Source organism: Sorangium sp. So ce131 (assembly GCF_051519095.1).
Taxonomy (GTDB): domain Bacteria; phylum Myxococcota_A; class Polyangia; order Polyangiales; family Polyangiaceae; genus Sorangium.
In genome coordinates, this window is record NZ_CP150455.1 from 10,059,524 (window position 1) to 10,084,385 (window position 24,862).

Annotated in this window: 18 protein-coding genes; 8 read left to right on the forward strand and 10 right to left on the reverse strand. The window is 72.9% G+C overall.

Going from position 1 to position 24,862, the window contains the following annotated elements:
* The first annotated feature begins 193 nt into the window (after positions 1–193).
* Genes WMF43_RS36550 through WMF43_RS36560 form a run of 3 tightly spaced genes read left to right on the forward strand, consistent with a single transcriptional unit; the run spans position 194 to position 3,717 of the window.
* Positions 194–802 (forward strand): hypothetical protein, encoded by a 609-nt coding sequence (locus WMF43_RS36550; protein ID WP_437671918.1) that lies wholly within the window; start codon positions 194–196, stop codon positions 800–802.
* Positions 799–2,508: a M23 family metallopeptidase gene (locus WMF43_RS36555; RefSeq protein ID WP_437671920.1), complete on the forward strand. Its 1,710-nt coding sequence runs from the start codon at positions 799–801 to the stop codon at positions 2,506–2,508. Before WMF43_RS36550 ends, WMF43_RS36555 begins: the two co-directional genes overlap by 4 nt.
* Before the next feature lie 48 nt (positions 2,509–2,556).
* On the forward strand, positions 2,557–3,717 hold the full coding sequence (locus WMF43_RS36560) for a hypothetical protein (protein WP_437671922.1): 1,161 nt from the start codon (positions 2,557–2,559) through the stop codon (positions 3,715–3,717).
* A 179-nt stretch (positions 3,718–3,896) separates the two neighbouring features.
* Here WMF43_RS36560 and WMF43_RS36565 read toward each other — a convergent pair whose 3' ends face one another.
* The 7 genes from WMF43_RS36565 to WMF43_RS36595 form a co-directional block, all read right to left on the reverse strand.
* Positions 3,897–4,688, reverse strand: coding sequence for a leucine-rich repeat domain-containing protein (locus WMF43_RS36565; RefSeq protein ID WP_437671924.1), 792 nt, complete (start codon positions 4,686–4,688; stop codon positions 3,897–3,899).
* Between the two features lie 272 nt (positions 4,689–4,960).
* Complete coding sequence (locus WMF43_RS36570; RefSeq protein ID WP_437671926.1) at positions 4,961–5,431, reverse strand: ferritin-like domain-containing protein; 471 nt, start codon at positions 5,429–5,431, stop codon at positions 4,961–4,963.
* Between the two features lie 642 nt (positions 5,432–6,073).
* Positions 6,074–6,292 carry a hypothetical protein gene (locus WMF43_RS36575; RefSeq protein ID WP_234022839.1) on the reverse strand — a complete coding sequence of 73 codons (219 nt, stop codon included), beginning with the start codon at positions 6,290–6,292 and terminating at the stop codon, positions 6,074–6,076.
* Positions 6,293–6,466: 174 nt separating this feature from the next.
* Entirely contained in the window at positions 6,467–7,264 is a 798-nt protein-coding gene (locus WMF43_RS36580) for an arylamine N-acetyltransferase family protein (RefSeq protein WP_437671928.1), read from the reverse strand.
* A 39-nt stretch (positions 7,265–7,303) separates the two neighbouring features.
* Positions 7,304–8,227: a ribose-phosphate diphosphokinase gene (gene prs, locus WMF43_RS36585; RefSeq protein WP_437671930.1), complete on the reverse strand. Its 924-nt coding sequence runs from the start codon at positions 8,225–8,227 to the stop codon at positions 7,304–7,306.
* On the reverse strand, positions 8,224–10,242 hold the full coding sequence (locus tag WMF43_RS36590) for a class I SAM-dependent methyltransferase (RefSeq protein ID WP_437671932.1): 2,019 nt from the start codon (positions 10,240–10,242) through the stop codon (positions 8,224–8,226). Before WMF43_RS36590 ends, prs begins: the two co-directional genes overlap by 4 nt.
* Positions 10,242–11,279: a LolA family protein gene (locus WMF43_RS36595; protein ID WP_437671934.1), complete on the reverse strand. Its 1,038-nt coding sequence runs from the start codon at positions 11,277–11,279 to the stop codon at positions 10,242–10,244. The genes WMF43_RS36590 and WMF43_RS36595 overlap by 1 nt, the downstream gene beginning before the upstream one ends.
* A gap of 621 nt (positions 11,280–11,900) precedes the next feature.
* Between WMF43_RS36595 and WMF43_RS36600 the strand changes: the two genes are divergently transcribed.
* The 4 genes from WMF43_RS36600 to WMF43_RS36615 all read left to right on the forward strand — a co-directional run bounded on the left by WMF43_RS36600 (position 11,901) and on the right by WMF43_RS36615 (position 16,666).
* Positions 11,901–13,175, forward strand: a complete 1,275-nt coding sequence (locus WMF43_RS36600) for a SpoIIE family protein phosphatase (protein ID WP_437671936.1) — start codon at positions 11,901–11,903, stop codon at positions 13,173–13,175.
* Between the two features lie 38 nt (positions 13,176–13,213).
* Positions 13,214–15,580, forward strand: a complete 2,367-nt coding sequence (gene purL, locus WMF43_RS36605) for a phosphoribosylformylglycinamidine synthase subunit PurL (protein ID WP_437671938.1) — start codon at positions 13,214–13,216, stop codon at positions 15,578–15,580.
* Positions 15,581–15,709: 129 nt separating this feature from the next.
* Positions 15,710–16,132, forward strand: a complete 423-nt coding sequence (locus WMF43_RS36610; RefSeq protein ID WP_437684158.1) for a response regulator — start codon at positions 15,710–15,712, stop codon at positions 16,130–16,132.
* 15 nt (positions 16,133–16,147) lie between these two features.
* The gene (locus WMF43_RS36615; RefSeq protein ID WP_437671940.1) at positions 16,148–16,666 is read left to right on the forward strand and encodes a nuclear transport factor 2 family protein; all 519 of its coding nucleotides are present in this window, start codon (positions 16,148–16,150) and stop codon (positions 16,664–16,666) included.
* Between the two features lie 19 nt (positions 16,667–16,685).
* Here the strand turns inward: WMF43_RS36615 and WMF43_RS36620 are convergent, their stop codons facing one another.
* The 3 genes from WMF43_RS36620 to WMF43_RS36630 form a co-directional block, all read right to left on the reverse strand.
* Positions 16,686–18,941 (reverse strand): ATP-binding protein, encoded by a 2,256-nt coding sequence (locus WMF43_RS36620; RefSeq protein ID WP_437671942.1) that lies wholly within the window; start codon positions 18,939–18,941, stop codon positions 16,686–16,688.
* A 1,454-nt stretch (positions 18,942–20,395) separates the two neighbouring features.
* A complete protein-coding gene (locus WMF43_RS36625; RefSeq protein ID WP_437671943.1) occupies positions 20,396–21,556 on the reverse strand; it encodes an aminopeptidase in 1,161 nt (386 codons plus the stop codon).
* A gap of 125 nt (positions 21,557–21,681) precedes the next feature.
* Positions 21,682–23,034, reverse strand: a complete 1,353-nt coding sequence (locus WMF43_RS36630; protein ID WP_437671945.1) for a class I SAM-dependent methyltransferase — start codon at positions 23,032–23,034, stop codon at positions 21,682–21,684.
* A 797-nt stretch (positions 23,035–23,831) separates the two neighbouring features.
* On the opposite strand from WMF43_RS36630, the gene WMF43_RS36635 reads away from it, so the two are divergent.
* Entirely contained in the window at positions 23,832–24,794 is a 963-nt protein-coding gene (locus WMF43_RS36635) for a response regulator (RefSeq protein ID WP_437671947.1), read from the forward strand.
* The last annotated feature ends 68 nt before the right edge of the window (positions 24,795–24,862 follow it).

Consider the following 24,862-nt stretch of genomic DNA (forward strand, 5'->3'; position numbering starts at 1 on the left):
ATCCGGCGGGCGTGGCGCCGCAGCCCGGACGGCGAAGCGCAGCCTCGTTTGACGCGCTCGCCAGCAAAACCATCGCGCAGAGCGTCAAGTCGTCCAGGTCACACGCCGGCGACATCTTGCGTCCGTCGCGGCATCTCTTGGCCAGGAGTGCAGTTCTTCGACTAGAATAGAGGGTCCCCTTTCGCGAGGGCCTATGCGCCGCGTGCCCGTTGCTGTTCCCGTCCTCCTCGCTGCCGCGGTCGCCGCGTGCGAGCAGACCGCTCCGCCGTCGGAGTCGCCGCTCGCTCAGGCAGCCGCCCTGTCGGCGGCCGCGGCGGCGCCGCCGGTGCCCGCCCATGTCGCATGGCCTCCGGCCGCGTCGCTCGACCGGGGCGCGCTCGCGGCCCTGCCGAAGAGGGCGGCCCACGCCGCCGGGACGTCGCGGGTGCCGGTGCTCGTGCCGTCCCGGCGCGAGCTGCTCGCGGCGCCCGTCATCGTGGCCAAGGAGCACTGGACCTCGTTCTGGGCAAGGACGGAGGAGATCACCGTCTCCATCACGATGACCCGGCTCTCTCGGAAGGTTCCCGGCATTCCGCCCCTCCGCGGGGCCCACATCGTGCGCGGGGAGCCCGCGTTCATCACGGCGAACGAGGGGATCTGGAGCGCCTCCTGGGTCGAGAGCGGCGTCTCGTATGCGCTGGACGTCGAGTGCGCGTCGCCCGAGGCGCCGGCCTGCGCCTCGGACGCGCTCGTCCGCGAGATCGCCGCGGAGCTCGTGTACGTGGGCGGCGCCGGCGCCCGGGCCGCGGGAGGCAAGCCGTGACCGCGCCGCGCCGACACCACCGCCGCGGCCAGCGCCCCCACGCCGGCCAGCGCCCTCACCCCGGCCAGCGCCCCCACCGCAGCCCCCTCCCCCGCGCCGCGGCGGCGACGGCAGCGCTCGCCGCGACCGCCGCGCTCGCGCTCCTGCCGGCGGAGGCCGCGGCCGATCCGTTCTCTTACCACCCGGCCGGGGACCTCGTTCCCGGCTCGGGCTCGGGGCGCGACGACACGTTCGTCTACGCGCCCGCCATGCGTTTCCCGCTCGAAGAGGGCCCCGCGTTCGCCAACTCCCAGGTCTACAGCAAAGGCGGGGTCAGCGGACCGAGGGGGAGCCAGTGCGACGCGGACAACTACACCTATCCGTGGCGCGACAACTACTGCGAGTCGCGATCGTGGGAGATGCCGCTCTGCCCCTCCGGAGCGGGACACCAGGGGCAGGACGTCCGGCCGCCGACCTGCGAGGCCGGGAAGTACTGGGTCGTCGCGGTCGTGGACGGCACCATCACCAGCGTCGGCGGCTACTCGGTGTACCTGACCGGCGAGGACGGGACCCGTTACGACTACCTCCACATGTCCAACGTCCAGGTCTCGCCCGGTCAGACCGTGTCGCGGGGACAGCGCATCGGGCGGGTGTCCAACGTCTTCGGCGACACGCCCACGACGATCCACCTGCACTTCAACCTGCGGCAGGCGCTGAGCGGCGTCGGCATGGTCTATGTCCCGCCCTACACGTCGCTCGTGACCTCGTACCAGGCGCTGATCAACACGCCGCCCGAGGGAGCCCTGGAGACGGCCGACTGCCGCGGGATCCGCGGCTGGGCCCGCGACCCGGACGCCGAGGGCGCGCCGGCCGACGCGCGGCTCTTCTTCGACAGCGCGGCGACCGACGAGGGCGCAGAGGGGTACACGCTCGCCGCGGACCGGCACCGGGACGACCTCTGCGCGCCGCTCGGCTCGTGCGCCCACGGCTTCGAGGCGCCGATGCCGCTCAGCCTGCTCGGCGGCGAGCACGTGGTCCACGCGTACGGGGTCGACGCGCTGAGCGGCGCCGACGCCGAGCTCGAGGGGAGCCCGAAGGAGCTCTCGTGCCCGCTCGCGCTGCCGGACGGGGTGCGGCGGCCGATCGGCGACGACGCGGCGCTCGGCGCCTGGGGCTTCTCGCGGTTCTGGGACGTCGCCAGCGCCCCCGACGCGGCGCTCGCGGCGCTGCCCGAGGGCGGCGTGTTCCCCGCGGCGCCGCGGCTCGCGCGCGGCGACGACGGCGCGCCCGACCTCTGGCTGCTCGACGGCGCCGGGCGGCGGGCCGTGCCGGACGCCGAGGTCGCGGCCGCATGGAAGCTCGATCCGGAGGCGGCCGACGTGTGGCCGGCGGGGCGGCTCGCGGCGCTGCCGCTCGGGCCGGCGCTCCCGGCGCGCCCGTTCCTGGTGCAGGGCTCCCGGCCGGCGCTCTACGTCATCGACACGCCGCCGCTGCGCGCCGAGGGAGGCGGCGGCGCAGGCGGAGGGGCCGGGGGCGCTGGGGGCGCCGGGGGCGCGGGAGAGGAGCCGGTCCACATGGATGGCCGCATCGAGGGGCAGGTGCGCTGCGAGTGCGGCGCGGCCGGCGCGGGCGCGCCGGTCGACGCCGGCGCGGCCGGATGGCAGATCGGCCTGCTGGCGACCGCGGCGGCGCTCGGCGCGGCGCGGAGGCGGCGCGCGGCCAGGTAAGGAACGCCGCCGGGGGGAGCGGCACGGCGCTGGCAATGCGCTCTCGTCGTGGAGCATTTGACCCCATCCGCCCTGTCGAACCAGCCTGTCGAGGTGCCGTGCGCCGCGCGGATCGCCGCGGAGGACGAGCCCGTCGTCCTCGGGCGCGCCGCCGGCCTCGGGCGTGCACGGTTTGCGCTGGCGCGCGAGGCGTTCGCCGCGCGGGCGGCGCGCATCCTCGGGGGGTGGGTCCTCGTGCTGCACGGGCTCGCCCACGCCGTGCTCCCGATGCGCGGCGCCGGCGCCCTCGAGGCCTCAGGCCTCCTGCGCGGGCTCATCCACGTCGCCTGGTCCGTCGCGCTCGTCGGGTTCGTCGGCGCCGGCCTCGGCCTGCTCGGCGCCTCGCCGTTCCGTCGGCGCTGGCGGGAGCTCGCCCTCGCGGCGGCGGCCGCATCGGTGTTCGCGCTGATCGCGTTCCAGCGGCCGGATCTCGCCCCCGGGCTCTTTCTCGACGCGGCGATCGTGCTCCTCGTCCCGCCGGGCGTCGTCGACGGCGCCTCTCCCGTCGGCGCGGGCTCTCGCCTCCGGCGCGCCGCGCGGCGGGCGCGCGACGCGGTCGCCTGCGGGTTCGTCCTCTTCCTCGCGGTCGCCGCGGCGTCGCGGCCGTGGCACCGGCGCTGGGGCGCGACCGACGCCGAGCTGCGCGCGCCGCTCCCCGGCGACCAGCCCGGGCGCGACCCCGCCTACGAGGCGAACCACGCGATCACCATCCACGCGCCGCCAGAGGCCGTATGGCCATGGCTCGCGCAGATCGGGCAGGACCGGGCAGGGTTCTACAGCCACGACTGGCTCGAGAACCTCTTCCTCCTGGACATCCACAACGCCGACGCGATTCACCCCGAATGGCAGGATCGCCGCCCCGGCGACCTCGTGCGCGCCGCGCCCGCAGGCTGGCTGGCCGGCCTCGCCGGCGACGCGATCGGCTGGAGGATCGCCGAGATCCAGCCGAACCGCGCGCTCGTCCTGACGTGGTGGGGCGCCTTCGTCCTCTCGCCCGCGCCGGGAGGCGCGACGCGCCTCGTGGTCCGCACGAAGATGGGTGATCCCAGCTTCCCCGTGGTCGGCTCCGCCATCACCTTTCTCACCCTCGATCTGGAGCACTTCATCATGGAGCACCGCATGCTCCAAGGGATCAAGGAGCGCGCCGAGGCGCACCGCCGCACGCGCTGACCCCGCAAGCGCTCGGTCCAGACCGCTTCTCCTCCGTCTCCGTTACAGCACCACAGAGCGGCGGTCACCCGCACAGGAGACGGGCCCAGCTCGGCGTTTTCGGCGCGCAAGCGCACTCCAGTGCGCTGAGCACCGAAAACGTCGAGATGGGCCCGTATCCGAAGCGGGTGACCACCGCTCTAGCTCTCGTGGATTTTGATGCCGGGGATGGCGCGGAGCGGGCTCGCGTCGTCGACCCGGGATCCTTCGATGTACACGTTCTTCAGGCTCTTGAGGTCCCTGAGCGGGGACACGTCGCTCACCCGCGTCCGTTTCATCTGGAGCATCTCGAGCTTCTTCAGGCTGGCCAGCGGGCTCAGATCCGTCACCTCCGTCTCGTCGATCTGGAGCTCGGTGAGGTTCGTCAGGGCGGAGAGCGGGGAGAGGTCGCTGACGGGCGTGCGGCCGATGTCGAGCCGGTCGAGCTTCGCGAGGCCGGAGAGCGGGGAGAGGTCCTTCACCAGGGTGGCCGAGACGCGCAGCGACTCGATCCGGGTGAGGCCCTTGATGGGGCTCAGATCGTCGATCTTGCCCGGCGGCAGGTAGAGCCCTTTGAGGCCGGTGAGCTCGGGGAAGATGCACGGATCGAGCTCGTCGAGCCCCTGGGCGTCGGACAGGAGCAGCGTCTTGACCTTCTTGAGCTCGGCGCGCGCGATCGGCCCCTCCGGCTTCTGGAGCTGCTGCCGCACGCGGGCCTCGAGCGCCGGGTGCGTGAAGGTCACCGGGTCGCTCTTGGTGCACACGACCTCTCGCCGCTTCGGCGGGGCGCTGGCCGCCGGCGCGGGGCTCGCGGCAGGCGGCGCGGCGGAGGGCGCCTGGGCGGCCGGCGCGACCGCGGCGGAGGCCGCCGGGGCGGCGGGCTTCGGCGGCTCGTCGCAGCCCGGCAGGCAGAGGACGAGGACAAGGGAGGCAAAGATCAGGGCGCGATTCATCGCGGCGATACTACACGAGGCGGCGCGGGGCGGGACCTCCGCCGGGCTCCGGTGCCCGGCCGTGTCAGGGTCCGGCGACGCCGCGGTGCCGTGACGGCGGCAAAAAACCGTGTCCAGCGACACCCCACGTCTTTGCCGGGAATCGACTGGGGTTCAACGGAGCAAGCCCCACCGAGAGCCGTACCTGAAGACCATGGAGAAGCTGGGGCTCCACGCGGCAGCCCTCACCGCGGAGGCGCGCGCACGCGCCTTGTCGACCCTGGATCCCGGCGCTAGAGGGGCAGCAGCATCAGCCCTTGTCGGGCGTCCAGCTGCTCCACGAACCAGTCCCGGTGACGCCGCTCCACCGCGAGCGCCTGCCTCAGGGCGTCGCGCGCGCGGTCGGAGAGGCCCTCGCGCGACAGCAGCGTCCGCTCGTAGGCCGCGCAGGCTTCCTCCTCGTGACACCTCATCGCCTCCAGGATCGCGCGGTCGCCGACGATCCCGTTCGTGAGCGCTTTGCTCTTCAGCTTGGGTCGGGTGGGGGTGTCCAGGGGGGGTGAGCCGAGCTCGTGGGCGATGGCGGCGAGCTCGTCGATGTGGCGTTCGTGATCTGTCAGGAAGCTCAAGAGCCGGCTCCTGTCGCCCGGGCGGCTCATCCGCGGCAGCGCCGCCGCGAAGGCGTCCACCGCGGACCAATTGAGCTCGATCAGTTCGGTCAAGGACCCGATGAACGCGGCCTCGCCGCCGATCACGGACGCCATGGATTCTCGCTCCTCTCGATCCCGGAAGCGCTGCCGTCCGCGCGTGGGCGGCGGGCGGACGCTTGTCCAGATCTCCGACCTTCGCACGCTCGCAAGCCCGATGCCGGAGCCGGCCTGTGCAGCGGTTATCCATCCCGGCGCGCGCGCCGTCCGGAAAACTCGCGTCTTTCCGCGCTCGCCGCGCTCCGCGGCGACGCCGGGTGGAGCCCGCGCGCACGGATGGCGTCACGGCGCGACGCGGACCGGGGCCGCGGTCGTCCAGCACGCGCCGGCGCGCCCGTCCACGAAGGGCGCCTTGGAACGTCGGCCGCACGGGAGACCCGTCCACGTCGCGCGCGCGCCGCGAGGCCTGCTGCGCGTCCATGACGTGAGCGCCTGCTCGCGAGGACCGGAGACCTCGGCGCGAGGCCGGCAGCATCGAGAGGTCGCCGGGAACAAGGATGCCGCCGGCATTCCAGAGGTCGCCAGGAACAGGGATGCCGCCGGCATTCCAGAGGTCGCCAGGAACAGGGATGTCGCCGGCAATCCAGAGGTCGCCGGGAATAGGGATGTCGCCGGCATCCCAGAGGTCGCCGGGAACAGGGATGTCGCCGGCAATCCAGAGGGTCGCCGGGAAGGAGCACACAGGCCGCGAAGGCGCCGCTACTTCTTGCCGAACAGGCCGCCGAGCGAGCCCGCGAGGCTGCCCACGTCCAGGTTGGCGATGGCGGGGGCCGCCGCGCCGAGCGCGGTGTCGACGTGGGCGGCGAGCGGCGCAGGGAGCTTCTCCTTCAGGAAATTGACCACCGTCTCCACCGCCACGCGGGCCTTGTCCTCCGAGATGCCAACCTTCGCTGCGACCTGTCGTACCAGCTCGTCCATGGCCTCCACGCACATCCTTTCTGCGCAATCCGCGCTTCGCGCGAGAGGATCCACGCGCCGATCGGCGCGGGCAAGGGAATTCAGCGCCGCGGTGGAGACGCTCGACGAGCCGCCGTCGCCCAGCTCGCCGCCTTCGGCTCGGTGCCCGGCGGGAGTTGCCGCCTCGATCGATCCTCAGCGCACCGGAACGACCGCGGGAGCGTACCCGAAGTGCTCGGCATAGGCCGCTTCGAGCGCCGGGCGGTCGAGCTGCCGCTCGGCCCGCGTGCCGTCCGGCGCCGTCATGACCAGGGCCGAACCGGAGAGGGTGACGCGCCCTCCGTCGGAGAGCAGCCGGGTGCACAGCGGCTTCTTGGTGAAGTGCGACTCGGGCGAGGTCTGATGGTAAAGGCACATGGCCTCGAACTCGTCGAGCTTCCGGGTGCGGCCATCCAGCCGGTAGACGGCGCGCCCGTCGCGGTGCAGCTCCCAGGTCTCGTCGGCGTCGGCGCCGACGCTCTCCGCTGGGACTCGGCGCAGCTCGAAGACGCCGCCCGGGTCGGATTGCGGGCCCGCCGCGTCGAGGCGCAGGGGGTACCACGCGCTGGCGCCGAAGCCCACGTCGGCCAGGAACCGCTCGCCGCCGAGCGTCACCCGCAGCGCGAGGTGGTCGAACGGCAGCCCCAGCGAGCCGTCGGCCCCGTACACGCGGGCCTGGAGCAGCTCGGCGCGCAGGCCGCACCGCCCGAGCAGCCAGGCGAACGCGCTGTTGAGCTCGTAGCAGAAGCCCCCGCGCCCCTGCGTCACGATCTTGCCGAGCACCGCCTGGGGAGCGAGATCGATGGGGCGCCCGAGGTGGATGTCGAAGTTCTCGAACGGGACGTGCAGGAGGTGGGCGAGGTGCAGGTCACGCAGCCCGCGCTCGGTCGGCGGCGGCGGCGCGGCGAGGCGCAAGCGCGAGAGGTAGCGTTCGAAGAGGTCGCTTTCTTCCATGTCACCCGGCGTGGTTCGCCGTCGCTCGGCGGCGCGGTATCACGGCTCGCGCTCCAGCGCGCGCACCATGAGCGGCGCCACCGAGCTCAGGAGCCCAGGTGTACCGGCGAGCTGCTGGCTGCCAGGGTGCGAGTCGGTGCCGAGCAGCGTGGTGAACACGCCGGCCTGCCGGATCTTCGCGAGCGAGTCGCCCGGCAGGACAAGGTGGCTCGCGACGGCGTGCACCTTCGACGCCCCCGCGGCGAGGTACGCGCGCCCCGCCTGGACGAGCGATGAGCCGGTGCGCACCATGTCGTCATAGATGACGACCTCGCGGCCGGAGACATCGGCGTTGATGCCCGTCACGCTGACGCCGTCGCCCCGCCGCTCCTTGTAGACGAACGCCGGCTCCACGCCGAGCGTGCGCGCGAGGCTCTGCACCCACTTGGCCCGGCCGGCGTCCGTCGCCGCGAGCACGTAGGGACGATCGCCCATCAAATCGCGGATCGCCTGCGTGATCAGGGGAGCCCCGTAGAGGTGGCGGGTCACGTGCGAGTCGCTGAAATAGAACTCGATGCCGTCGGTGTGCAGATCGAAGAGGAAGATGCGCGTGCCCGCGTCGCACGGCGGGATCGCCGAGATGAGCCGCGCCCGCGTCTTCGCGGTCACCACCTCGCCCGGCTTCACGGCCCGCTCCATGGTCGCATAGCCGAAATACGGCATCACGATGGAGAGCGACCGGGCGCCGGCGCGGGAGATGGCGCAGCCGAGGTCGTAGATCTCGAGCCAGTCGAGGTCCTGCGGGGCGCCGCCGAGCAGGACCACGTCGCGGCTCCAGCAGTCGACCGCGACGCGCAGGTAACGCTCGCCGTCGGGGAAGCTCTTGCGCTCGACCATGCCGCGCTCGAAGTCGCCCGCCGCGAGGAAGGCCGGCTCGAGGTAGGCGTACGAGCCGATCGTGATGAGCAGGCGGCGCTGGCTCATCGCGCACCTCGGCGGCGCGCCCGGGCCGGCGCGGCGGGCCCGCGGCGGGCCGGTCCGGCCGACGCGGGCGGCGTGGCCGACGCGGGCGGCGTGGCCGACGCGGACGGCGCCGCCGACGCGGCGCTCGCGCCCACGCTGGCGAGGACGCTCTTCAAGTGGGGCTCTCGGCCCGGGTCGCTCGGGAAATCGACGGGGTCGGGGAGATCTTTCATCTGCACGACGTCGCATCCTGCTTCACGCGCGGCCTCGTGCAAATGGCGTCGGAACCTGGCGCGCGCGATGCCGCGGTGGTTCGTGCAGGCGAGCATCCGGCCGCCCGGCGCGAGCAGGCGGAAGGCGAGCGCGGCGAGCGCGCCGAAGTCGCTCTCCGCGCTGAAGCGGCTCTTCTTCGTGGTCGCGAAGCTCGGCGGATCGAGCACGATGAGGTCGAAGCGCCGGCCGGCCTGCGCGGCCGCCTTGAGCCACGGGAACACGTCGGCTTCGACCACGACGTGCGCCGCCGGGTCCGCCCCGACCGCGTCGAGGTTCTCGCGCGCCCAGGCGATCGCGCCCCGGGAGACGTCGACCGTGACGCTCTCGCGCGCGCCGCCCGCCACGGCGGCGACGGTGAACGCGCCCGTGTAGGCGAAGAGGTTCAGCACCCGCGCGCCCCCGGCGAGCTCGCGCACGCGCCGCCGGTTCTCGCGCTGGTCGAGGAAGATCCCGGTCGAGAGCCCGTCGCCGAGCCGCACCTTGAACGGCAGGCCGTTCTCGAGGACGGTGAACTCCTCCGGCGCGCTCTCGCCGCGCACCGCATGCCGCGGCGCGAACTCCTCGCGCCGCGCGTCGACGATGACGCTCGCGTGCTTCGGGCGCGCCTTGAGGTAGACGCCCTTCGCCCCGAGCCGGTCGGCCGCGTCGAGCACGACGTCCCGCGGGGGCGCGCCCGGCTCGCCCTCGCCCGCGCCGAACAGCGACACGACGAGGTGCTCGCCGTAGAGGTCGACCGAGACGAACGGCAGGCCGTCGCCCGCGCCGTGCACGAGCCGGAACGCGGTGGTGTCGCCCGCGCGCGCGACGCCGTAGCGCCGCTCGGCGGCCTCGCGCATCGCGCGCTCGACGGCCGCGACGCCGCCCGCGTACGGGTCCACGGGCGCGCCCGCGAGCCACGCCTCGAAGACCGCCGGCGGCCGCGACCGGAAGACCACGGGCGCGCCCGTGCCGGGGTGCTCGAGGCCGAGCTCCGCCGCGTGCAGCAAGAGCCGCGGGGCCTCGGGGCCGCCATAGAGAGGATCGCCGGCGATGGGCAGGCCGATCGCGGCGAGCTGCACCCGGATCTGGTGGGTGCGGCCGGTCTCGGGCCGGAGCTCGAGCAGCGCGCGGTCGCCGCGGCGCTCGAGCAGCCGGTAATGGGTGATCGCCAGGGCGCCGCTCGCAGAGGATTTTTCCGCTGCACCTGCGGCCTTCTCAACGCCCCGTGCCGGCTTGCTCGCGCCGCCGCGGGGCGAACCCCGCCTCGCGCCGCCCGCCGCCTTCTTCGCGCCGCCGGCGCCCCTCGCCGCGTCGGCCCCGCCCCTGTCCGCCCGCGCCGCCCGCGCGTCGCGCGCATCCCGCGCATCGTTGGCTGACAGCGCGCGCATGGCGCCGCCCGGCGCCGGGACGAGCCGGTGCCGCAGGGTGCCGCGCGGCGCGCGGTCGCCGAAGCCGGACACGGCGGCGACGTAGGTCTTCTGCACGGCGCGCCCCTCGAACTGGCGCGCGACGGCGGGGTTCGCCTCGCGGCGGCGCGTGAACAGCAGCACGCCGGAGGTGTCGCGATCGAGCCGCTGGTGGATCCCGAGGTAGGCCTCGGCGTCGCCGCGGGCGCGGAGGAAGGCGCGGAGGCGCGTCACCACGTCGTCGAGCCGGTCCGGCTCGGGCGCGTGCGTCGACATGCCGGCCGGCTTGTCGACCACGATGAGGTCCTCGTCCTCGCCGAGGATCCACGCCGGGTGGAAGTCGGGGAAGAGCTCGGAGAGCGGGAGTCGCGGGATCATCAATTCTGCTTGATGTCGGTGCCGGGCGGCGGCGAGAACTGGAACTCCGCGGGATCGATCGAGGCGGGCTGCGACGCGTTCTCGAAATCGAACCGGTTCCGGTTGCCCTGCGCGTCGAGGATGAGGACGCGGCGCACGACGCCCGGGTCCTTCTTCGCGAGCAGCGCCCTGTCGATGTAGAACATCACGGTCTCGTAATGGGGAGTCGGCGCGCGCGGCTTGCCGACGAGCACGGGGCCGCCCGCGAAATTCGCCTTCTCGTTGAAGGTGAACGTGAACGAGGGGCGGAGCCCGTGGCCCATGAGGAACGAGAGGGCGCCGGGGTACTCCGAGCGGCTCACCGGCGTGACGAACATCTGCTTGTCCTCGGCGACGTAGACCTTGAGCGTCGCGCCGTCGGACACGATGCGGTTCAGGCTCGGCGGGTCGTAGCGGAACGAGAGCCGATCCGGCTTCTCGACCGCGAGCGTGCCGCTCTGCTTCTTGACGGCCCCGGAGATCTTCTGCGTGTGCTCCTGCTTGAAGCGGGCGAAGTAGGTCTTCTTCCCGACGAAGATCGCGTCGACCTCGGCCGCGACGGCGTCCGCGGAGCCGGGCTCGGGGGGCGGGAGGCCCGGCGCGCCCGGCGCCGCTGCGGCGGGCGCGCCCGCGTCGGCGACGGGCGCAGGGCCGCCGGCCGCCGGGGCGGAGCTCGCCGCCGGCGCCTCGGCGCGGCCGCCGCCCGCGTCGGCGCCGGGCGCGCCGGCGTCCCGCGGCTTCGGGCCGGCGTCGGCCAGCGCGGCGGCGCCCGCGTCGGCGGCCGCGCCGGTGTCGGCGGGCGCGGCCGCAGCCGCGTCCGCCGGGGCTCCTGCATCGGCCGGCGCAGCGGGATCACTCGCCGGCGGCGCGGCGGCCGAGGGCGACGCGGGCGCGCCGGTCGACGCGGGCGCGGCCCCCGAGGCGTCGGGCGCCGCGCCGCCCGGCGCGGGCGGTGCGTCGCAGGCCGCCGCGACGAGGGCGGCGGGCAGGGCGAGGGCGGCGAGGCGGAGGCGGTTCATGGAGGAGCTCGCTTTCAAGGAGTGTGCGCCGGGTGTTCTAGGACAGGCAGGGCCAGGGTGGTAGCGCCAAGCCCGACCGGCAGACCCGCGGGCGCTCCTCCGCGCCGCCAGCGCGTCGCCCGTCACGCACGGTGCTGCGCGGGCTCCCTCGACGGAGGCCAGCGCGCGTCTCCAGCGACACGACATCCCCGGCGCGGGCACGTTGTTATCGAGCGCCGCGGCCCGACTCATGGCCTCTGGCCGAGGAGGCTTGCTCTCGGCGAGATCGCGTGAAGCCTCGCGCGCCGCAAATCCGGCGAGCCGCTTTCGTCCGGAGCGCCTGCGCCGCAGCATTTCCGCGTGTCGCGAACCTCACCCCGGGCGCGCTGCGTCAGACGCCCCCGGGAGCGCCCGTCCGCGGGCGCCACGCCGCCGCGCGGCGCAGCGCAGCGCCGCAGCGGCGGCCGAGGCCGCAGCGCGCGCAGCGGCCACGGCCGCGTCAGGCCGGCGGGCTCCGCGCACCCTCCTGCCGCGCGGCTTGTCCACAGCGCCTTACGCCGGCGTCCGCTCGTGGGCGAACCCTCCCGCGCCGATGACCATGTCTTGACCCCTATTTCCACGTAGCCCAAACTCTCCGGCCGCATGCGCGCGGGCACTCCCTCCTTGATCGACGCGTCGTCCCTGATCCTGATCCTGGACGTCTCGCGCAAGCTCGCGGCGCCTTGCGACCTCACCGAGCTGCTCGGGCTCATCATCATGACGGGGCGCGAGGTGATAGGCGCCGACCGCGGCAGCGTCTTCCTGTACGACGAGGAGGCCAAAGAGCTCTACTCGCGCGTCGCCACCGGCGAGACGCAGATCCGCGTCAGCATCGACAAGGGCATCGCCGGGGAGTGCGCGCGCAGGCGCCAGACCATCGTCGTCGACGACTGTTATAAGGACCCGCGGTTCAACCCGGAGATCGACCGCCGGACAGGATACCACACGAAATCGCTGATCACGGTCCCCCTCATCGGGCTCGACGACAAGCTCGTCGGGGTGCTGCAGATGCTGAATTCCCAGGCCGGCAGCTTCGGCCCGGACGAGCGCGACGTCGCCGAGCTGCTCGCGGCGCAGGCGGCCGTCGCCGTGCAGCGCACGCTCCTGCTCGAGGAGCGCATGATCAAGATCAAGCTCGAGCACGACCTCACCATCGCGCGCGAGATCCAGCAGAACGTCCTGCTCCGGCGGCTGCCGCGCTGCCCCGGATACTCGCTGTCGGTGTTCAGCAAGCCCGCCGACGACACCGGCGGCGACATCTACGACGTCATCCGGCTCGACGAGCGCGCCGACATGTCGCCGCTGCTCCTCCTGCTCGCCGACGCGGCGGGCCACGGGATCGGCCCCGCGCTGAGCGTCACGCAGTTCCGCGCGATGCTGCGGATCGGCCTCCGCCTGTCGGCCGACATGGAGGCGCTGCTCCACCACATCAACCAGCAGCTCATCGACGACCTGCCGGGCGACCGCTTCATCACCGCCTTCCTCGGGATCCTCGACCCGGCGACGCACCAGCTCCGGTACCACGCGGCCGGCCAGGGGCCGATCCTCCACTACCGGGCGGCCGAGGGCCAGGTCGTGTGGCGCGACCCCTCGACCACGCCGCTCGGGATGTTCATGGACCTCGACCTCGCCCCCACGCCGCCCCTCGTGATGGCGCCGGGCGACCTCCTCGTGCTGCTCACCGACGGCTTCTACGAGTACCAGGACGCCGCCGGGCAGGTGTTCGGCAAGGAGCGCGTCGGCGACCTCATCCACCGCCTGCACCACCGGCCCACGTCCGACATCCTCGGCGCGCTGCTCGCCGAGGTGCGCAGGTTCGCCGGCCCGGCGAAGCAGATTGACGATCTCACGGCGCTGCTCGTCAAGCGCGACGCCTGACTTCCCCTCCCCGCGTCCTTGCGCTAGCTAGGCGCGCGATGAGCGCCGCAGCAGACCCCTCCGCCGCCCCCTCCCCCGCGCCTCCCCCGTTCCCCGGCGATCCGCCGGTCGATCTCGCGCTCGCGCAGGCGCACAAGCTCTCGGCGAGCGAGTGGGAGCGCGCGCGCGAGCGGCTCGGGCGGCAGCCGACGTTCACCGAGCTCGGGGTGCTCAGCGTCATGTGGAGCGAGCACTGCTCGTACAAGAGCTCGCGCGTGCACCTCGCCCGGCTGCCCACGACCGGCCCGCGCGTCATCCAGGGGCCCGGCGAGAACGCCGGCGTCGTCGACATCGGCGACGGGTTCGCGGCCGTCTTCAAGATGGAGTCGCACAACCACCCCTCGTACATCGAGCCGTACCAGGGCGCGGCCACCGGCGTCGGCGGCATCCTGCGCGACGTCTTCACCATGGGCGCCCGGCCCATCGCCAACCTCGACTCGCTCCGCTTCGGCCGGCCGGACCACCCGCGCACGGCCGCGCTCCTCCGCGGCGTCGTCGCCGGCGTCGGCGGCTACGGCAACTGCATCGGCGTGCCGACCGTCGGCGGCGAGCTCTTCTTCGACCGCGCCTACGACGGCAACTGCCTCGTCAACGCCTTCACCTGCGGCGTCGTCCGCGCCGATCGCATCTTCTACGGGCGCGCGAGCGGCGTCGGCAACAACGTGCTCTACGTCGGCGCGAAGACCGGGCGCGACGGCATCCACGGCGCCACCATGGCCTCCGACGAGTTCTCCGAGGGCGGCCCGAGCCAGCGGCCCACCGTGCAGGTCGGCGACCCGTTCATGGAGAAGCTCCTGCTCGAGGCCTGCCTCGAGATCTTCGCCGAGGACCTGCTCGTCGGCGTCCAGGACATGGGCGCCGCCGGGCTCACCTCGTCGTCGGTCGAGATGGCGGGCCGGAGCGGCAGCGGCCTCGACCTCAACCTCGACCTCGTCCCGCGGCGCGCCGCCCGGCTCACGCCGTACGAGATGCTCCTCAGCGAGTCGCAGGAGCGCATGCTCCTCGTCGCGAAGCCCGGGTGCGAGGCGCGCGTCATCGAGATCTGCACGAAGTGGGAGCTCGACGCGGCGATCATCGGCAAGGTGACCGACACGGGCCGCTGGGTCGTGCGCGCCACGCCCGGCTACGACCCGCTCGGCGGCGCGGCGGCCGGCCAGCAACAGGCCCCGGTCGTGGTCTGCGACATGCCGGTCGACTTCCTGACCGACGCCGCGCCAAAGTACGACCGCCCGCAGCGCGACGACGCCACGCTGCCCGCGCGCCGGGCGTTCGACCCGCGCGTCATCCCGGCGCCGCCCTCGTGGAGCGAGCTCTTCCTCGCGATGGCCGGCTCGCCGAACCTCGGCTCGCGCGCGTGGGTGTGGCGGCAGTACGACCAGATCGTGCGGGGCGGCACCGAGGTCCGGGCGGGCAGCGACGCGGCCGTGGTGCACGTCCCGTGCGAGCGCGACGGCCAGCGCGTCGAGAAGCTCCTCGCGTTCTCGAGCGACTGCAACGGGCGCCTCTGCGAGCTCGACCCGTTCCAGGGCGCGGCGATGGCGGTGGCGGAGGCGTGCCGCAACGTCGTGTGCGCGGGCGCGGAGCCGATCGGCCTGACCGACTGCCTGAACTTCGGCAACCCGGAGCGGCCGGAGATCATGCGGCAGTTCGCCCTCGCGATCGACGGCATGGCCGCGGCGTGCCGCGCGCTCTCCGTGCCCGTCGTGAGCGGCAACGTCTCGCTCTACAACGAGACCGACGGCCGCGCGATCCTGCCGACGCCGACGGTGGCGGTCGTCGGGCTCATCGCGGACGCGGGCGACGTGCTCCGGGCCTCGTTCCCGGCCGAAGGCCTCGCGGTCCTCCTGCTCGGCGATCCGCGCGGCGGCCCGCTCGGCGGCTCGGAGTACGTCGCGCGCCACACGGGCGAGGTGAAGGGCGAGAGCCCCGCGATCGACCTCGAGCGCGAGGCGCGCCTCCAGGCCCTGCTGCTCGCGCTCGCGCGCTCGCGGCCGCGGCTCCTCCAGAGCGCGCACGACATCTCGGACGGCGGGCTCGCGATCGCGCTCGGCGAGTGCTGCGCCGCCGCCGACGACCCGACCGCGGCGGTGGGCGCCAGCGTGCGGCTGCCCGACGGCGCGCGCGAGGAGCTCGCCGAGGCGCTGTTCGGCGAGGCGCCGAGCCGGATCGTCGTGAGCGCCCGGCCCGAGGACGTCGCGGAGATCGCGAAGAAGGCCAGCGCGGCGGGCGTGCCGTGCGTCGAGATCGGCAAGACCGGCGGCGCCCGCCTCACGATCACGTCGGGCAGCGCCGCGGTGATCGACGTGGCGCTCGGCGCGCTGCGCGAGGCGCGCGAGCGCTGCCTCGAGCCGATCGTCGGCGCGTAAGCAAGACAATCAACCCCATCAGGGCCCGCCCTGCGCTCGTCCGGTCCGGCCCCGCCCGCGGGACGGAATCCCCCGCGTTTGTCGCTGTCCGCATTGCGTGCGCAGCGTGGACAAGCGAACCTCGTGAACATGGCGCTGCGCAAGGCTGTGATCCTGCTCGTCGACGACAGCGAGATCGATCGCCGGATCTACGGACGGTATCTCAGGGACTGGGCGGACATCGAGGTCACGCTCATCGAGGCGCCGACGGGCAAGGCCGCCCTGGAGGCGTGCGCAGAGGTCGCGCCGGACTGCATCCTCCTCGATTACCGCCTGCCCGACGTGGACGGGCTGGAGCTGCTCGAGCAGATCAAGCGCATCACCGATGCCCCGGTGATCCTGATGACGGGCCAGCCGGCGCCGATGATGCTGACCCACGCGCAGTCGCTCGGCATCGCGGGGTACCTCTGGAAGGAGGTGCTCGGCTCGGCGAGGCTCCGCGAGGCGATCCTCATCGCGCTCAGGGTGGGTATCGACGCCGCGCTGCAGCGCGCGCCCGAGCGGGTCGGCTGACGGTATATTCCCCGCATGAAGCGCTGGCTCCCGCTCGGTCTCATCGCCGCCGGCGTCGCCCTCGCCGCCGCGGCGCTCCTGTCCTCTTCCTCCGAGGAGGAGCGGATCCGCGAGCGGCTCACCCAGCTCTCCGAGGCGGTGCGCATCGACGAGGGCGAGCGGAACCCGCTGGTGCGCCTCGGCCGCGTCCGCGGCGAGTTCGCCGAGATCTTCACGAAGGACGCGCGCGCGAGCGTCCCCGAGCTCGACGGCCGGATCTCCGGGCGGGACGAGCTCGCGGCGGCCGCGGCCAAGGCCGCGGGGCTCTACCAGTCCGCGGACGTGAGCTTCGGCGACGCGGAGATCCGGATCGACGAGGCCGGCATGACCGCCGAGGTCGTCGCCACCGCCACGATCGCCGGCGCCCGGCATGGGCAGCCGGTCCGCCGCGACGAGCGGCCCGTGACGTTGCGGCTCGAGAAGATCGACGACGAGTGGAAGATCGTCTCGGCCACCGTCGAGCCCGAGCGAGGGCCCGGCGACGACGGCCCCTGAGCCGCGCCCGGCCCCGGGATCACGGGTCCGTGAGCGGCGCCTCGGCGAGCGTGAAGTAGAAGATCGCGCCCCCGCTCGGGTGCGAATCCGCCCAGATCTTCCCCTTGTGCCTGCCCACGATCCGCTGGGTGATGGCGAGCCCCGAGCCGGTCCCTTCGCCGTGGTGCCCCGCGTACGACAGCCGCTCGAACATCTTGAAGAGCCGGTGCCGCTCGCCCTCGGGGATGCCCACGCCGTTGTCCCTGACGTAGAAGACCGTGGGGATGGAGGTCTCGTCGAAGCCCACCTCCACCCAGGGCGCGTCGCTGCTGTTGTACTTGATCCCGTTCGTGATCAGGTTGGCGAGCACCTCGCCGATCCGGACGCGGTCGCAGAACACCGCCGGGAGCGGGCGCGGCACGTGGACCTCGGCGCCGCGCGCCTTGAGCGAGCCCGAGAGCCGCACCGTGACGTCGGCCAGCACCTGGTTGAGGTCGACCAGCCCGAAGGCGAAGTCGACGTTGCCGAGGCGGGAGTACTCGTAGAGCGAGTTGATCAGCCCCATCGTGCTGGCGGAGAGATCGCTGATCCGCTGCAGGTTGCCCTGCGACTCCGCCGAGAGCGCCGCCCGGTCGTCCTCGATCACGAAGCCCGCGAGGGACTTGATGCCGCGGAGCGGCTCCTTGAGGTCGTGCGCCACGATGTAGCCGAACTGCTCGAGCTCGGCGTTGCTCTTCTCGGCCGCGGCGCGGGCGTTCCTCTCCCGCACGACCTGCCGCGAGAGATCGAGGTCGATGAGCGCGCGCCGCAGCTCCTCGGCGGCCTCGACCTCGGCGGGCCGGAAGGCGACGGCGGTCTGCTCCACGGTCTGCTTCCAGAGCGCGAAGGAGCGCCGGGGGCCGAGCACCGCGCCCTCCGCCGAGCTCTCGACCGGCTTCTCGGGGTTGCCGCCCCAGCGGACCGTCTGGATCACCTCGGGCCGCAGCCAGACCACGTACCAGGGGTCCGGCTCCGGGATCGAGAGGCACAGGAGGCCGCTCGCGACGTCCTTGATGCGGGCGAACGCGGGATCGAGCCTCGACAGGGAATCGGTGTGGAAGACCGGCTGGTCCGCGACGTGGCTCTGGAGCCACGCGTGCAGGCCGCGCAGCTCCTCGGGCGCCGGCGCGAGCCCGATCGGGCGCACCACGTCCCCGTGGTAGACGGCGCCGCCCGTCGCGTCCGCGAGCGAGAGGAGGTCCGCGGCGCTCTCCTTGAGCCCGGTGACGAGGTCCTCGTGGCGCGAGACCGTCGTGATGATCCGGGCGGTGAGCGACCGCATCTCCTGCACCCGATCCCTGCCCTCGAGCTTCTCCTTGGCCACGAGCTGGAGCGACAGGAACCTGCCGCAGAGCTCGCACGCCTGCCGGATCTCGTACGACAGCGGCCTCGCCGTGCGGTGGTGGCAGGCGATGAGCCCCCAGAGGACCCCGTCGCGCAGGAGGGAGACGCTCATCGACGCGCCGACACCCATGTTCTTGAGGTACTGGATGTGCATCGGCGAGACGCTCCTCAGCACGGAGAAGCTCAGGTCGATGGGCCTGCTCGGCTCGGGGACGATGTCGGCCGGCTGGTACGCGACGTCCGGGATGATCCGGAGCCAGCTCCGCGTGTAGAGCTCGCGCGCCTGCGGCGGGATGTCGGAGGCCGGGTAACGCAGCCCGAGGTAAGGCTCGATGTCCGCCTCCCTGGCCTCGGCGATGACCTCGCCGTTCCATTCGCGGTCGAACCTGTAGATCATCACGCGGTCGTACCCGGTCAGGCGCTTGACCTCCTCGGCGGTCGCCTCGCAGGCCTCGGCGAGCCCCGCCGCCCCCTGGATCCGCTCGATCGCCGCGTGCACGGCGCGGTACACGCCCGAGAACGACACGCCCCCGTACGAGGCCACGGGCTCGACCTCCACGATCAGCTGCTCGCCCGCTCGGTGCGCGATCGCGTCGAACCACGCCGTCGCGCCCGCCCGGGCGGCGTTCACCTTGAGGGGGTTCAGCGCGGCGGGGTCCGCGGACCGGAGGACGGACTCGATGTCTGTGCCCTCCGCCGGCCGGAGGAAGTCGAGGAGCGAGCTCCCGAGGAGCTGCTCGGGCTCGCGCCCGAGCAGCGCCCCGGCGTTGCGGCTGGCATGCCGGACGGCGAGATCGCGCGGGGAGAGGACGAGCAGCGCCCCGTGCGGCTGGATCCTGCCCGGGATATGGATGGGCTCGACCGCGCAGTTCGTGAGATCGACGCGCTGCTCACGCCCGCCGTGCATCTGCATCCTTGGCTCTCCTTCGCTGAAGCGCCCCTCGCGGAGGGAGGCAGCACGACGCGGGGGAGGCGTCGCTCCTCCGCGGGCCCGCGGTGTTACTGTGATTTGGTCTCGAGGTCGAGAAGTTCGGGCCGGATGGCCCGGAGCCCGCGGCGCGCACCGAGAGAGGCCGGCCGCTCGCCGCTCGCCGCATCACGCCCGGCTGCGGGCGGCGCGAAGAACGCTGCCGCGCGGCCGTCCTGCGCGCAAAAGAAAGGCCGGTCGGGAAGATCCCGCCGGCCTGAAGCCCGCCGCAGCGGGCCCACCGGGTCCGCAGGATCGCCGAGGAGGGGGGGAACCCTCGGCGGCCTCTGCTATGGCCCGGTCACGAGAAGACGAAAGCCAGACAAGTCAGCCAAGCAAAACGAAGGGTCCGACAAGTCAGTCAAGCAAGACGAAGGACAGCAAGGAAGCTCAAGCGACCGCGAAGGAAAGTAAAGCGAGAAGGATAAGAGAACGCTGAATTCTAGAGAGAGCCAGAGGAACAAGTCAAACAAGAAGATGAAGTGAAGCGACGAAGCAAAGAATCAAGCACAAGCTGGGTCAGGCAGAAGCCAAGCACCAGGCGGAAGCAAAACGTGAAGCCAGAGTCGAATCCGAGAGCAGCGTAAGCGGTAAGAGAAGCTCAGACCAAGATCGACGGGTTCATCACGATAAGCCAACCGAAGCACCTGCGCGCGTCGCGCGCCTGTTCACCACCCTCCTTACTCGCCTCGCAAGGCGGCTGTCATCCCATGAAAACGAAGTCCTCGCCGACGGGCGGCGACAAGTGGATGAAGGAGCTCGACCGTCATGACGCCCAGGTGGCGGCATCATCACAACCGCGCGGCGCACGCTGCCGTCGGCCCCTCGCCCGGCGACCCCCGAAGACTTGGGCATCACCTGCGGTTCACACTGCGAACGACGTGCCAGGGTAGTCGCACCCTTCCACTCCCCGTGAAACAGAACGGCGTTCGGGAGCGACATCTCGCGGACACATTCAGCAACCGGCGGGCCAACGGCGGAAGCGCCTCAGAACCCGGACGCTCGGCCCCGAATTCCGCAGAGAACTTGCTCCCCGGCGACGAATCGTGCTGCTGCGAGCTCGGAGCGCGGCGTACATTTCCGCAGGTGCCGCTTTGATCCAAGGGTGGATTCCGATCCAGAACGCAGACCCAACCTGGACATGAACAGGTCCTCTGCGGACGTCAGCAACCCCCCGGATCCGTGCGACGGAATCGAAGAATTGCGCTGATACGGCATAAGCTCACGTGAGTCCGCCGGCAGAGTACAACGCGGCGCACCGCAACCCACAACGGCGCAACGCGCTGCAACAGACCACGGCGCAACGCACAACCACACACCGCGGCGCAGCGCACAGCCACACACAGCGACGCGACGCGCGACCACGCCGCGACGCGGCGTGGCGCGTTACCCGTAGCGCGTTACCTGCAGCCGGCCTGGATCAGCGGCTCGACCACCTTGCCGATGTTCTCCTGGGGCGCGGAGAAGTGGTGGTCCTCGAGCTTCCTGAGCGCGCCGAGGAACCTCGGCCAGCTGCCGCCGCAGGTCGCGAGCAGCGCGCTGAGCTCCGGAGCGCCCGAGTTGTAGACGCGGAACTGCACGAGCGCGGCGTTGTTGAGCGGGCGGCGCGCGCCGATCTTGGCCGCGAGCCGGGCGAGCACCGCCTGCTTCTCGGCCCGCTTCTCGGCGTCGGGCGCCGGGGACGCGTAGAGCCGGTTCAGCTCGACGTAGGCCGCGTGCAGCGCGCTCACCCGCGCCTCGCTCCGCTCCTGCCCCCTCAGGTAGGACACCTTCTCCACGGAGGAGGGGCCCACCCGCTCGTCGAGGTACACCTTCGCGAGCTCGTTCCCCACGAAGTTCGCGAGGCTCTCGTTCAGCCGCGTCTGGCCCTTGAGGTACAGGGTCGCGTGCAGCGACTCGTGCAATACCACGTTGGCGAGCTCGCCGAGCGCCTCGTCGCCGTCGTCGATCATCGTGGACAGGACCGGATCCTCGAGCCAGCCGAGCGTCGAGTAGGCGCCCGCCGGGCGCACGTCGACGTCCCAGCCGGCCGCCTTGAGCGGCGCCGCGAACGCCTTCGCGTCGTCGAGGTCGAACCACCCGAGATAAGGCACCGTGCCGACGATCGGGAAACTCCATGTCTTCGAGCGGAACCGGAGCGGCTCGCACGCGCTCACCACCCACACCGCGGCCGGACGGTCCAGCTCGACATACGTGCGGTAGTTGTCGGTCGGGGTGAGCCCGTGGCGCTCCCCGAACCGCTTGATGTGCGGGACCTCGCGCAGCAGCGCGCGCGTCCGCCACGGCCGGCGGGCGTCGCTGGCCGCGTCCTTGAGCGGCTCCGCCCTCCACGCCATCGAGATCTGCCCGAGGCTCGCCTGCGCGACGTAGCGGACCTGGGTGCACGCGGAGAGCACGGAAATCAGCGCCAGCGCGAGGAGCGCGGCCGCCCCGCGCGGGAGGGAGGGAGCAGGAGGCGCCGGGGACGCCGCGGACGGCGCAGGGGAGCAGCGGCGGGCGCGCGGCGTGAGACAGGAGGGCGCGGCGCCGCGCGGGGCGGTGGCCGGTGGCCTTTGGCTCATGAGCTAGCTGATAGCTGGCCGCGCGGGCTTCACAAGATCTTCCACGCGCCTCCGCGCGCTTGCGCGTGATGCGCGCGCGCACGCGCGGGCGGAGGCCCCCGCCCGGCTCTCCCTGGAAGGGAAGTTCAGGCCGATTTGGCCACGGCGCGCGACGGCTCGGGGCGGCGCCCCGCGGCCCGGGGAGCGGCCTGCACGGAGGAGACGAGGGGCGCGCGCTCCCGCGGCGGAGGCTCCTCCGCGGCGTAGAGCGCCGCGCGCGCGAGCGGGATCTCGCGCTGCGGGCCGTTCGCAAGGACCATCTGGACGAAGCTCAGGTGCCCTGTGCGGAACGCCGCGACGGCGGAGGCCAGATAGAACTCCCACGTCCTCATGAACACCTCCCCGAAGCCGGTGACCCGCGCGATCCTCTCCCGGTTCTCGAGGAAGTTCCGGCGCCACCCCTGCGCCGTCAGCGCGGAGTGGCGCCGCAGGTCCTCCGCGTCGAGCACGTCGAGCCCGCGCGCCGCGGCGCGCGCCGCCATCCCCTCCAGCGAGGGCGCCCAGTAGCCGGGGAAGATGTGCTTCTCCACGAAGGGGTCTGTCCGCGGCGACTCCCTGTCCCGGGTGACGCTCTCGAGCAGGCAGAGCCCGCCCCGGGCGAGCAGCGCCTTCACCCGATCATAGAACACCTCGATGCGGCGCCCGCCGGCGTGGCACATCGATCCGAACGAGACGATCCGGTCCCAGCACGCCTCGTCCTCGAGCTCCTCGCAGCCCATCACGCGGACCTCGACCGGCAGCCGCCGCGCCGCGGCCTGCTCGCGGATGTACCGCGCCTGGTTGTCGCAGAGCGTGACGCCGAGGCACTGCACGCCGTAGGTCTCCGCGGCGTGGAACATGAAGTGGCCCCAGCCGCACCCGAGATCGAGCAGCCGCTGCCCGCGCCGGAGCGCGAGCTTCCGCGCGACGAGGGTGAGCTTGTGCGCCTGCGCGTCGTCGAGCGCCTCGCCCGCAGACCGGAAATAAGCGCACGACGTCTGAAGGCGCCTGTCGAGGAAGAGCGGATAGAAGTCGTTCCCGAGCCCGTAATGGCGCTCGACCGCGAGCTTCTCTCGCCGGGACGCGCCGCCGAGCAGCGAGGGCTTCAGCGCGTCGAGCACCCGCGCCGCGCCGCGCTCGAGCGGCAGCTCGAGCGGCGCGAGGCGCGGCAGGCGATCTCCCACGGTCCGCGCGAGCTGGAACAGCCCGGTCAGCGCGTCCTCGAGATCTCCCTCGAACACCAGCTCGCGCCGGACATACGCCTCGCCGAGGCCCAGCGTGCCCCGGAGCGCCGCCTCGCAGAGCGCCCGCCTGGTCCGGAACGTGACGGCGAACTCCGGCGCGCCCGCGCCGAAGCGCAGCCGCTCGCCGCCCCAGAGGCGCAGCTCGAACGGGATTCCGTCGTGGCGCTCCAGGAGGCGCGCGAGCGCCTCCCTGAACGGACGGGACAACAGGGACACTTCGCCCTTCCTGACGATGAACATCGAACCACCCCCACGCGGCCCCCCGGCCGCACGACGAGCTGAGCCGAACTGCGGCCCTCCGTCAAGCGCCATGTCGTCCACTCAATACACGACCGGAAGCTGCGGAATGCCCATGACGGCATCCGGAAACATTCACGACATGAACTCTCTCTATGCCCTCGCGAGAACAGAATACGGACAAGAAGAACGGAATCGCGAGGTCCGTGCAGCGCTGGAGGGGAGTCAGGGAGTTCCTGGTGGAGCGCGCGGTCGTGGCGCGCGGACGGGCGCTGCGGCAGCCTGGGTGTTCGTCGCGCGCGGCGCGGCGGCCTCGCGCGCGGCGACGCGCTCCGCCGCGGCGTGCACGCCGCGCGGGAGCGGCCGCGCTGCTCGGCGCTCGCGCCTCGACGACGCTGCACCCGAGGGCGCGGCGGCGGCCAGGGCCTTCACGGCGAGGTCGAGGGCGGCGGCTCGCCGTCGTCGGCCCTGATGCCGCCGCCTTCTCCGCGGGGTCGCGGGCTAGCGGGGCGAGCAGGAGATCGACGTCGCGCTCGGCGAACGCGCGGCGCTCGCGCTCGGTGAACGCGCGCGCCCACGCGACACAGGAATCGGCATACCGGAGCACATGCGCGCAAGTCGCTGGACTCCACCTTCCATGCACCCTCCTTGCAACGCGACGGCGCGCCTCCGCGTCTTCCGTTTCGCCGAGAGAAGGGCTCTACTGGATTGTGGGGGGACCGCGGACGAGCGGAAGACGACGAAGACGACACGCTGCATAGAGAACGACGTCGGCCATGGCCGACGTCGTCATCGAACGCGGCGGCGCCGGACGGCGAGCGGCGCGGCCCCGCCCCTTGAGACCAGAGGAGGAGGCATCAGTGAGCCAGGCTCGACCTCATGTGCTGGTCGTGGACGCCGAGAAGAGGGTCCGCGACAGGCTTGTCCACGAGCTCAACGACGGCGGCTTCGACGTCACGTGCGTCGACAGCGGGCTCGCCGCGATCGAGCTCGTCAAGGCGCGCCGGTTCGACCTCGCGGTCGCCGACGTCAGGGCGCCGGGCATGGACGGCCCGGAGACGATCGCCGCCCTCAAGGCGATCAGCCCGGACCTCGAGATCATCGTCGGCGCCGCGCGCCCGAGCGCGCAGGCCGCCGTGGAATGCATGAAGAGCGGGGCGTACGACATCCTCGAGAAGCCGTACGACATCGAGGACATGAAGCGCCTGCTCGGCGCCGCCATGCTGCGCACGCACCTCGATGCCGTCGCCGCCGTCCACCAGGCGAGCGCCGCCCTCGTCGCCTCCCTCGCGCGGAGCGACTTCCCGGAGCGCGCCGCCGATCTCGCAGGAAAGGTAATTTACACCACGTCCGCGGCGCTCGCGCTGGCGCGCGACGCGCTCGACGCCCGGGACGAGGAGGTCGCGGTGTACCTGGCGGCCTCCGGCGCGGCGGTGCCCGCGGCCTTCGTCGCGCGGCTCGCCGCCGAGGTGGAGGGCGCGAGCTCCCCTGTCCGGCTGTCCGCCGAGGACGCGCCCGAGCTGCTCCGCACCGACGAGGGCGACCGGTTCGGCGCGGCCATCGTGGCGCCGCTCCGGCTGGGCGAGTGCTGGTTCGGCGTCCTCCTGGCGCTCCGCGACGAACGTCTGCCGGAGTTCACCAGCCAGGAGGAGCAGGCCATCGGCATCTTCGCCATCGAGCTGGCGCTCGCGTTCTACGGCCGGAAGGCCCGGCGAGCGCGCGGACCACGCGCCGCCTGACGGCCGCCGGCGCGCCGACACGCGGACCGCGCGCCGCCTGACGGCCGCCGACGCCGACCGCGGGATCC

Bases quoted from the DNA above. Each gene is read 5' to 3' on its own strand.
- WMF43_RS36610 (WP_437684158.1), top strand. From the start codon at position 15,710: ATGGCGCTGCGCAAGGCTGTGATCCTGCTCGTCGACGACAGCGAGATC.
- WMF43_RS36580 (WP_437671928.1), bottom strand. From the start codon at position 7,264: ATGGAAGAAAGCGACCTCTTCGAACGCTACCTCTCGCGCTTGCGCCTC.
- WMF43_RS36625 (WP_437671943.1), bottom strand. From the start codon at position 21,556: ATGAGCCAAAGGCCACCGGCCACCGCCCCGCGCGGCGCCGCGCCCTCC.
- prs (WP_437671930.1), bottom strand. From the start codon at position 8,227: ATGAGCCAGCGCCGCCTGCTCATCACGATCGGCTCGTACGCCTACCTC.
- WMF43_RS36620 (WP_437671942.1), bottom strand. From the start codon at position 18,941: ATGCAGATGCACGGCGGGCGTGAGCAGCGCGTCGATCTCACGAACTGC.
- WMF43_RS36615 (WP_437671940.1), top strand. From the start codon at position 16,148: ATGAAGCGCTGGCTCCCGCTCGGTCTCATCGCCGCCGGCGTCGCCCTC.
- WMF43_RS36590 (WP_437671932.1), bottom strand. From the start codon at position 10,242: ATGATCCCGCGACTCCCGCTCTCCGAGCTCTTCCCCGACTTCCACCCG.
- WMF43_RS36595 (WP_437671934.1), bottom strand. From the start codon at position 11,279: ATGAACCGCCTCCGCCTCGCCGCCCTCGCCCTGCCCGCCGCCCTCGTC.
- WMF43_RS36565 (WP_437671924.1), bottom strand. From the start codon at position 4,688: ATGAATCGCGCCCTGATCTTTGCCTCCCTTGTCCTCGTCCTCTGCCTG.
- WMF43_RS36635 (WP_437671947.1), top strand. From the start codon at position 23,832: ATGGCCGACGTCGTCATCGAACGCGGCGGCGCCGGACGGCGAGCGGCG.
- WMF43_RS36550 (WP_437671918.1), top strand. From the start codon at position 194: ATGCGCCGCGTGCCCGTTGCTGTTCCCGTCCTCCTCGCTGCCGCGGTC.
- WMF43_RS36575 (WP_234022839.1), bottom strand. From the start codon at position 6,292: ATGGACGAGCTGGTACGACAGGTCGCAGCGAAGGTTGGCATCTCGGAG.
- purL (WP_437671938.1), top strand. From the start codon at position 13,214: ATGAGCGCCGCAGCAGACCCCTCCGCCGCCCCCTCCCCCGCGCCTCCC.
- WMF43_RS36570 (WP_437671926.1), bottom strand. From the start codon at position 5,431: ATGGCGTCCGTGATCGGCGGCGAGGCCGCGTTCATCGGGTCCTTGACC.
- WMF43_RS36600 (WP_437671936.1), top strand. From the start codon at position 11,901: ATGCGCGCGGGCACTCCCTCCTTGATCGACGCGTCGTCCCTGATCCTG.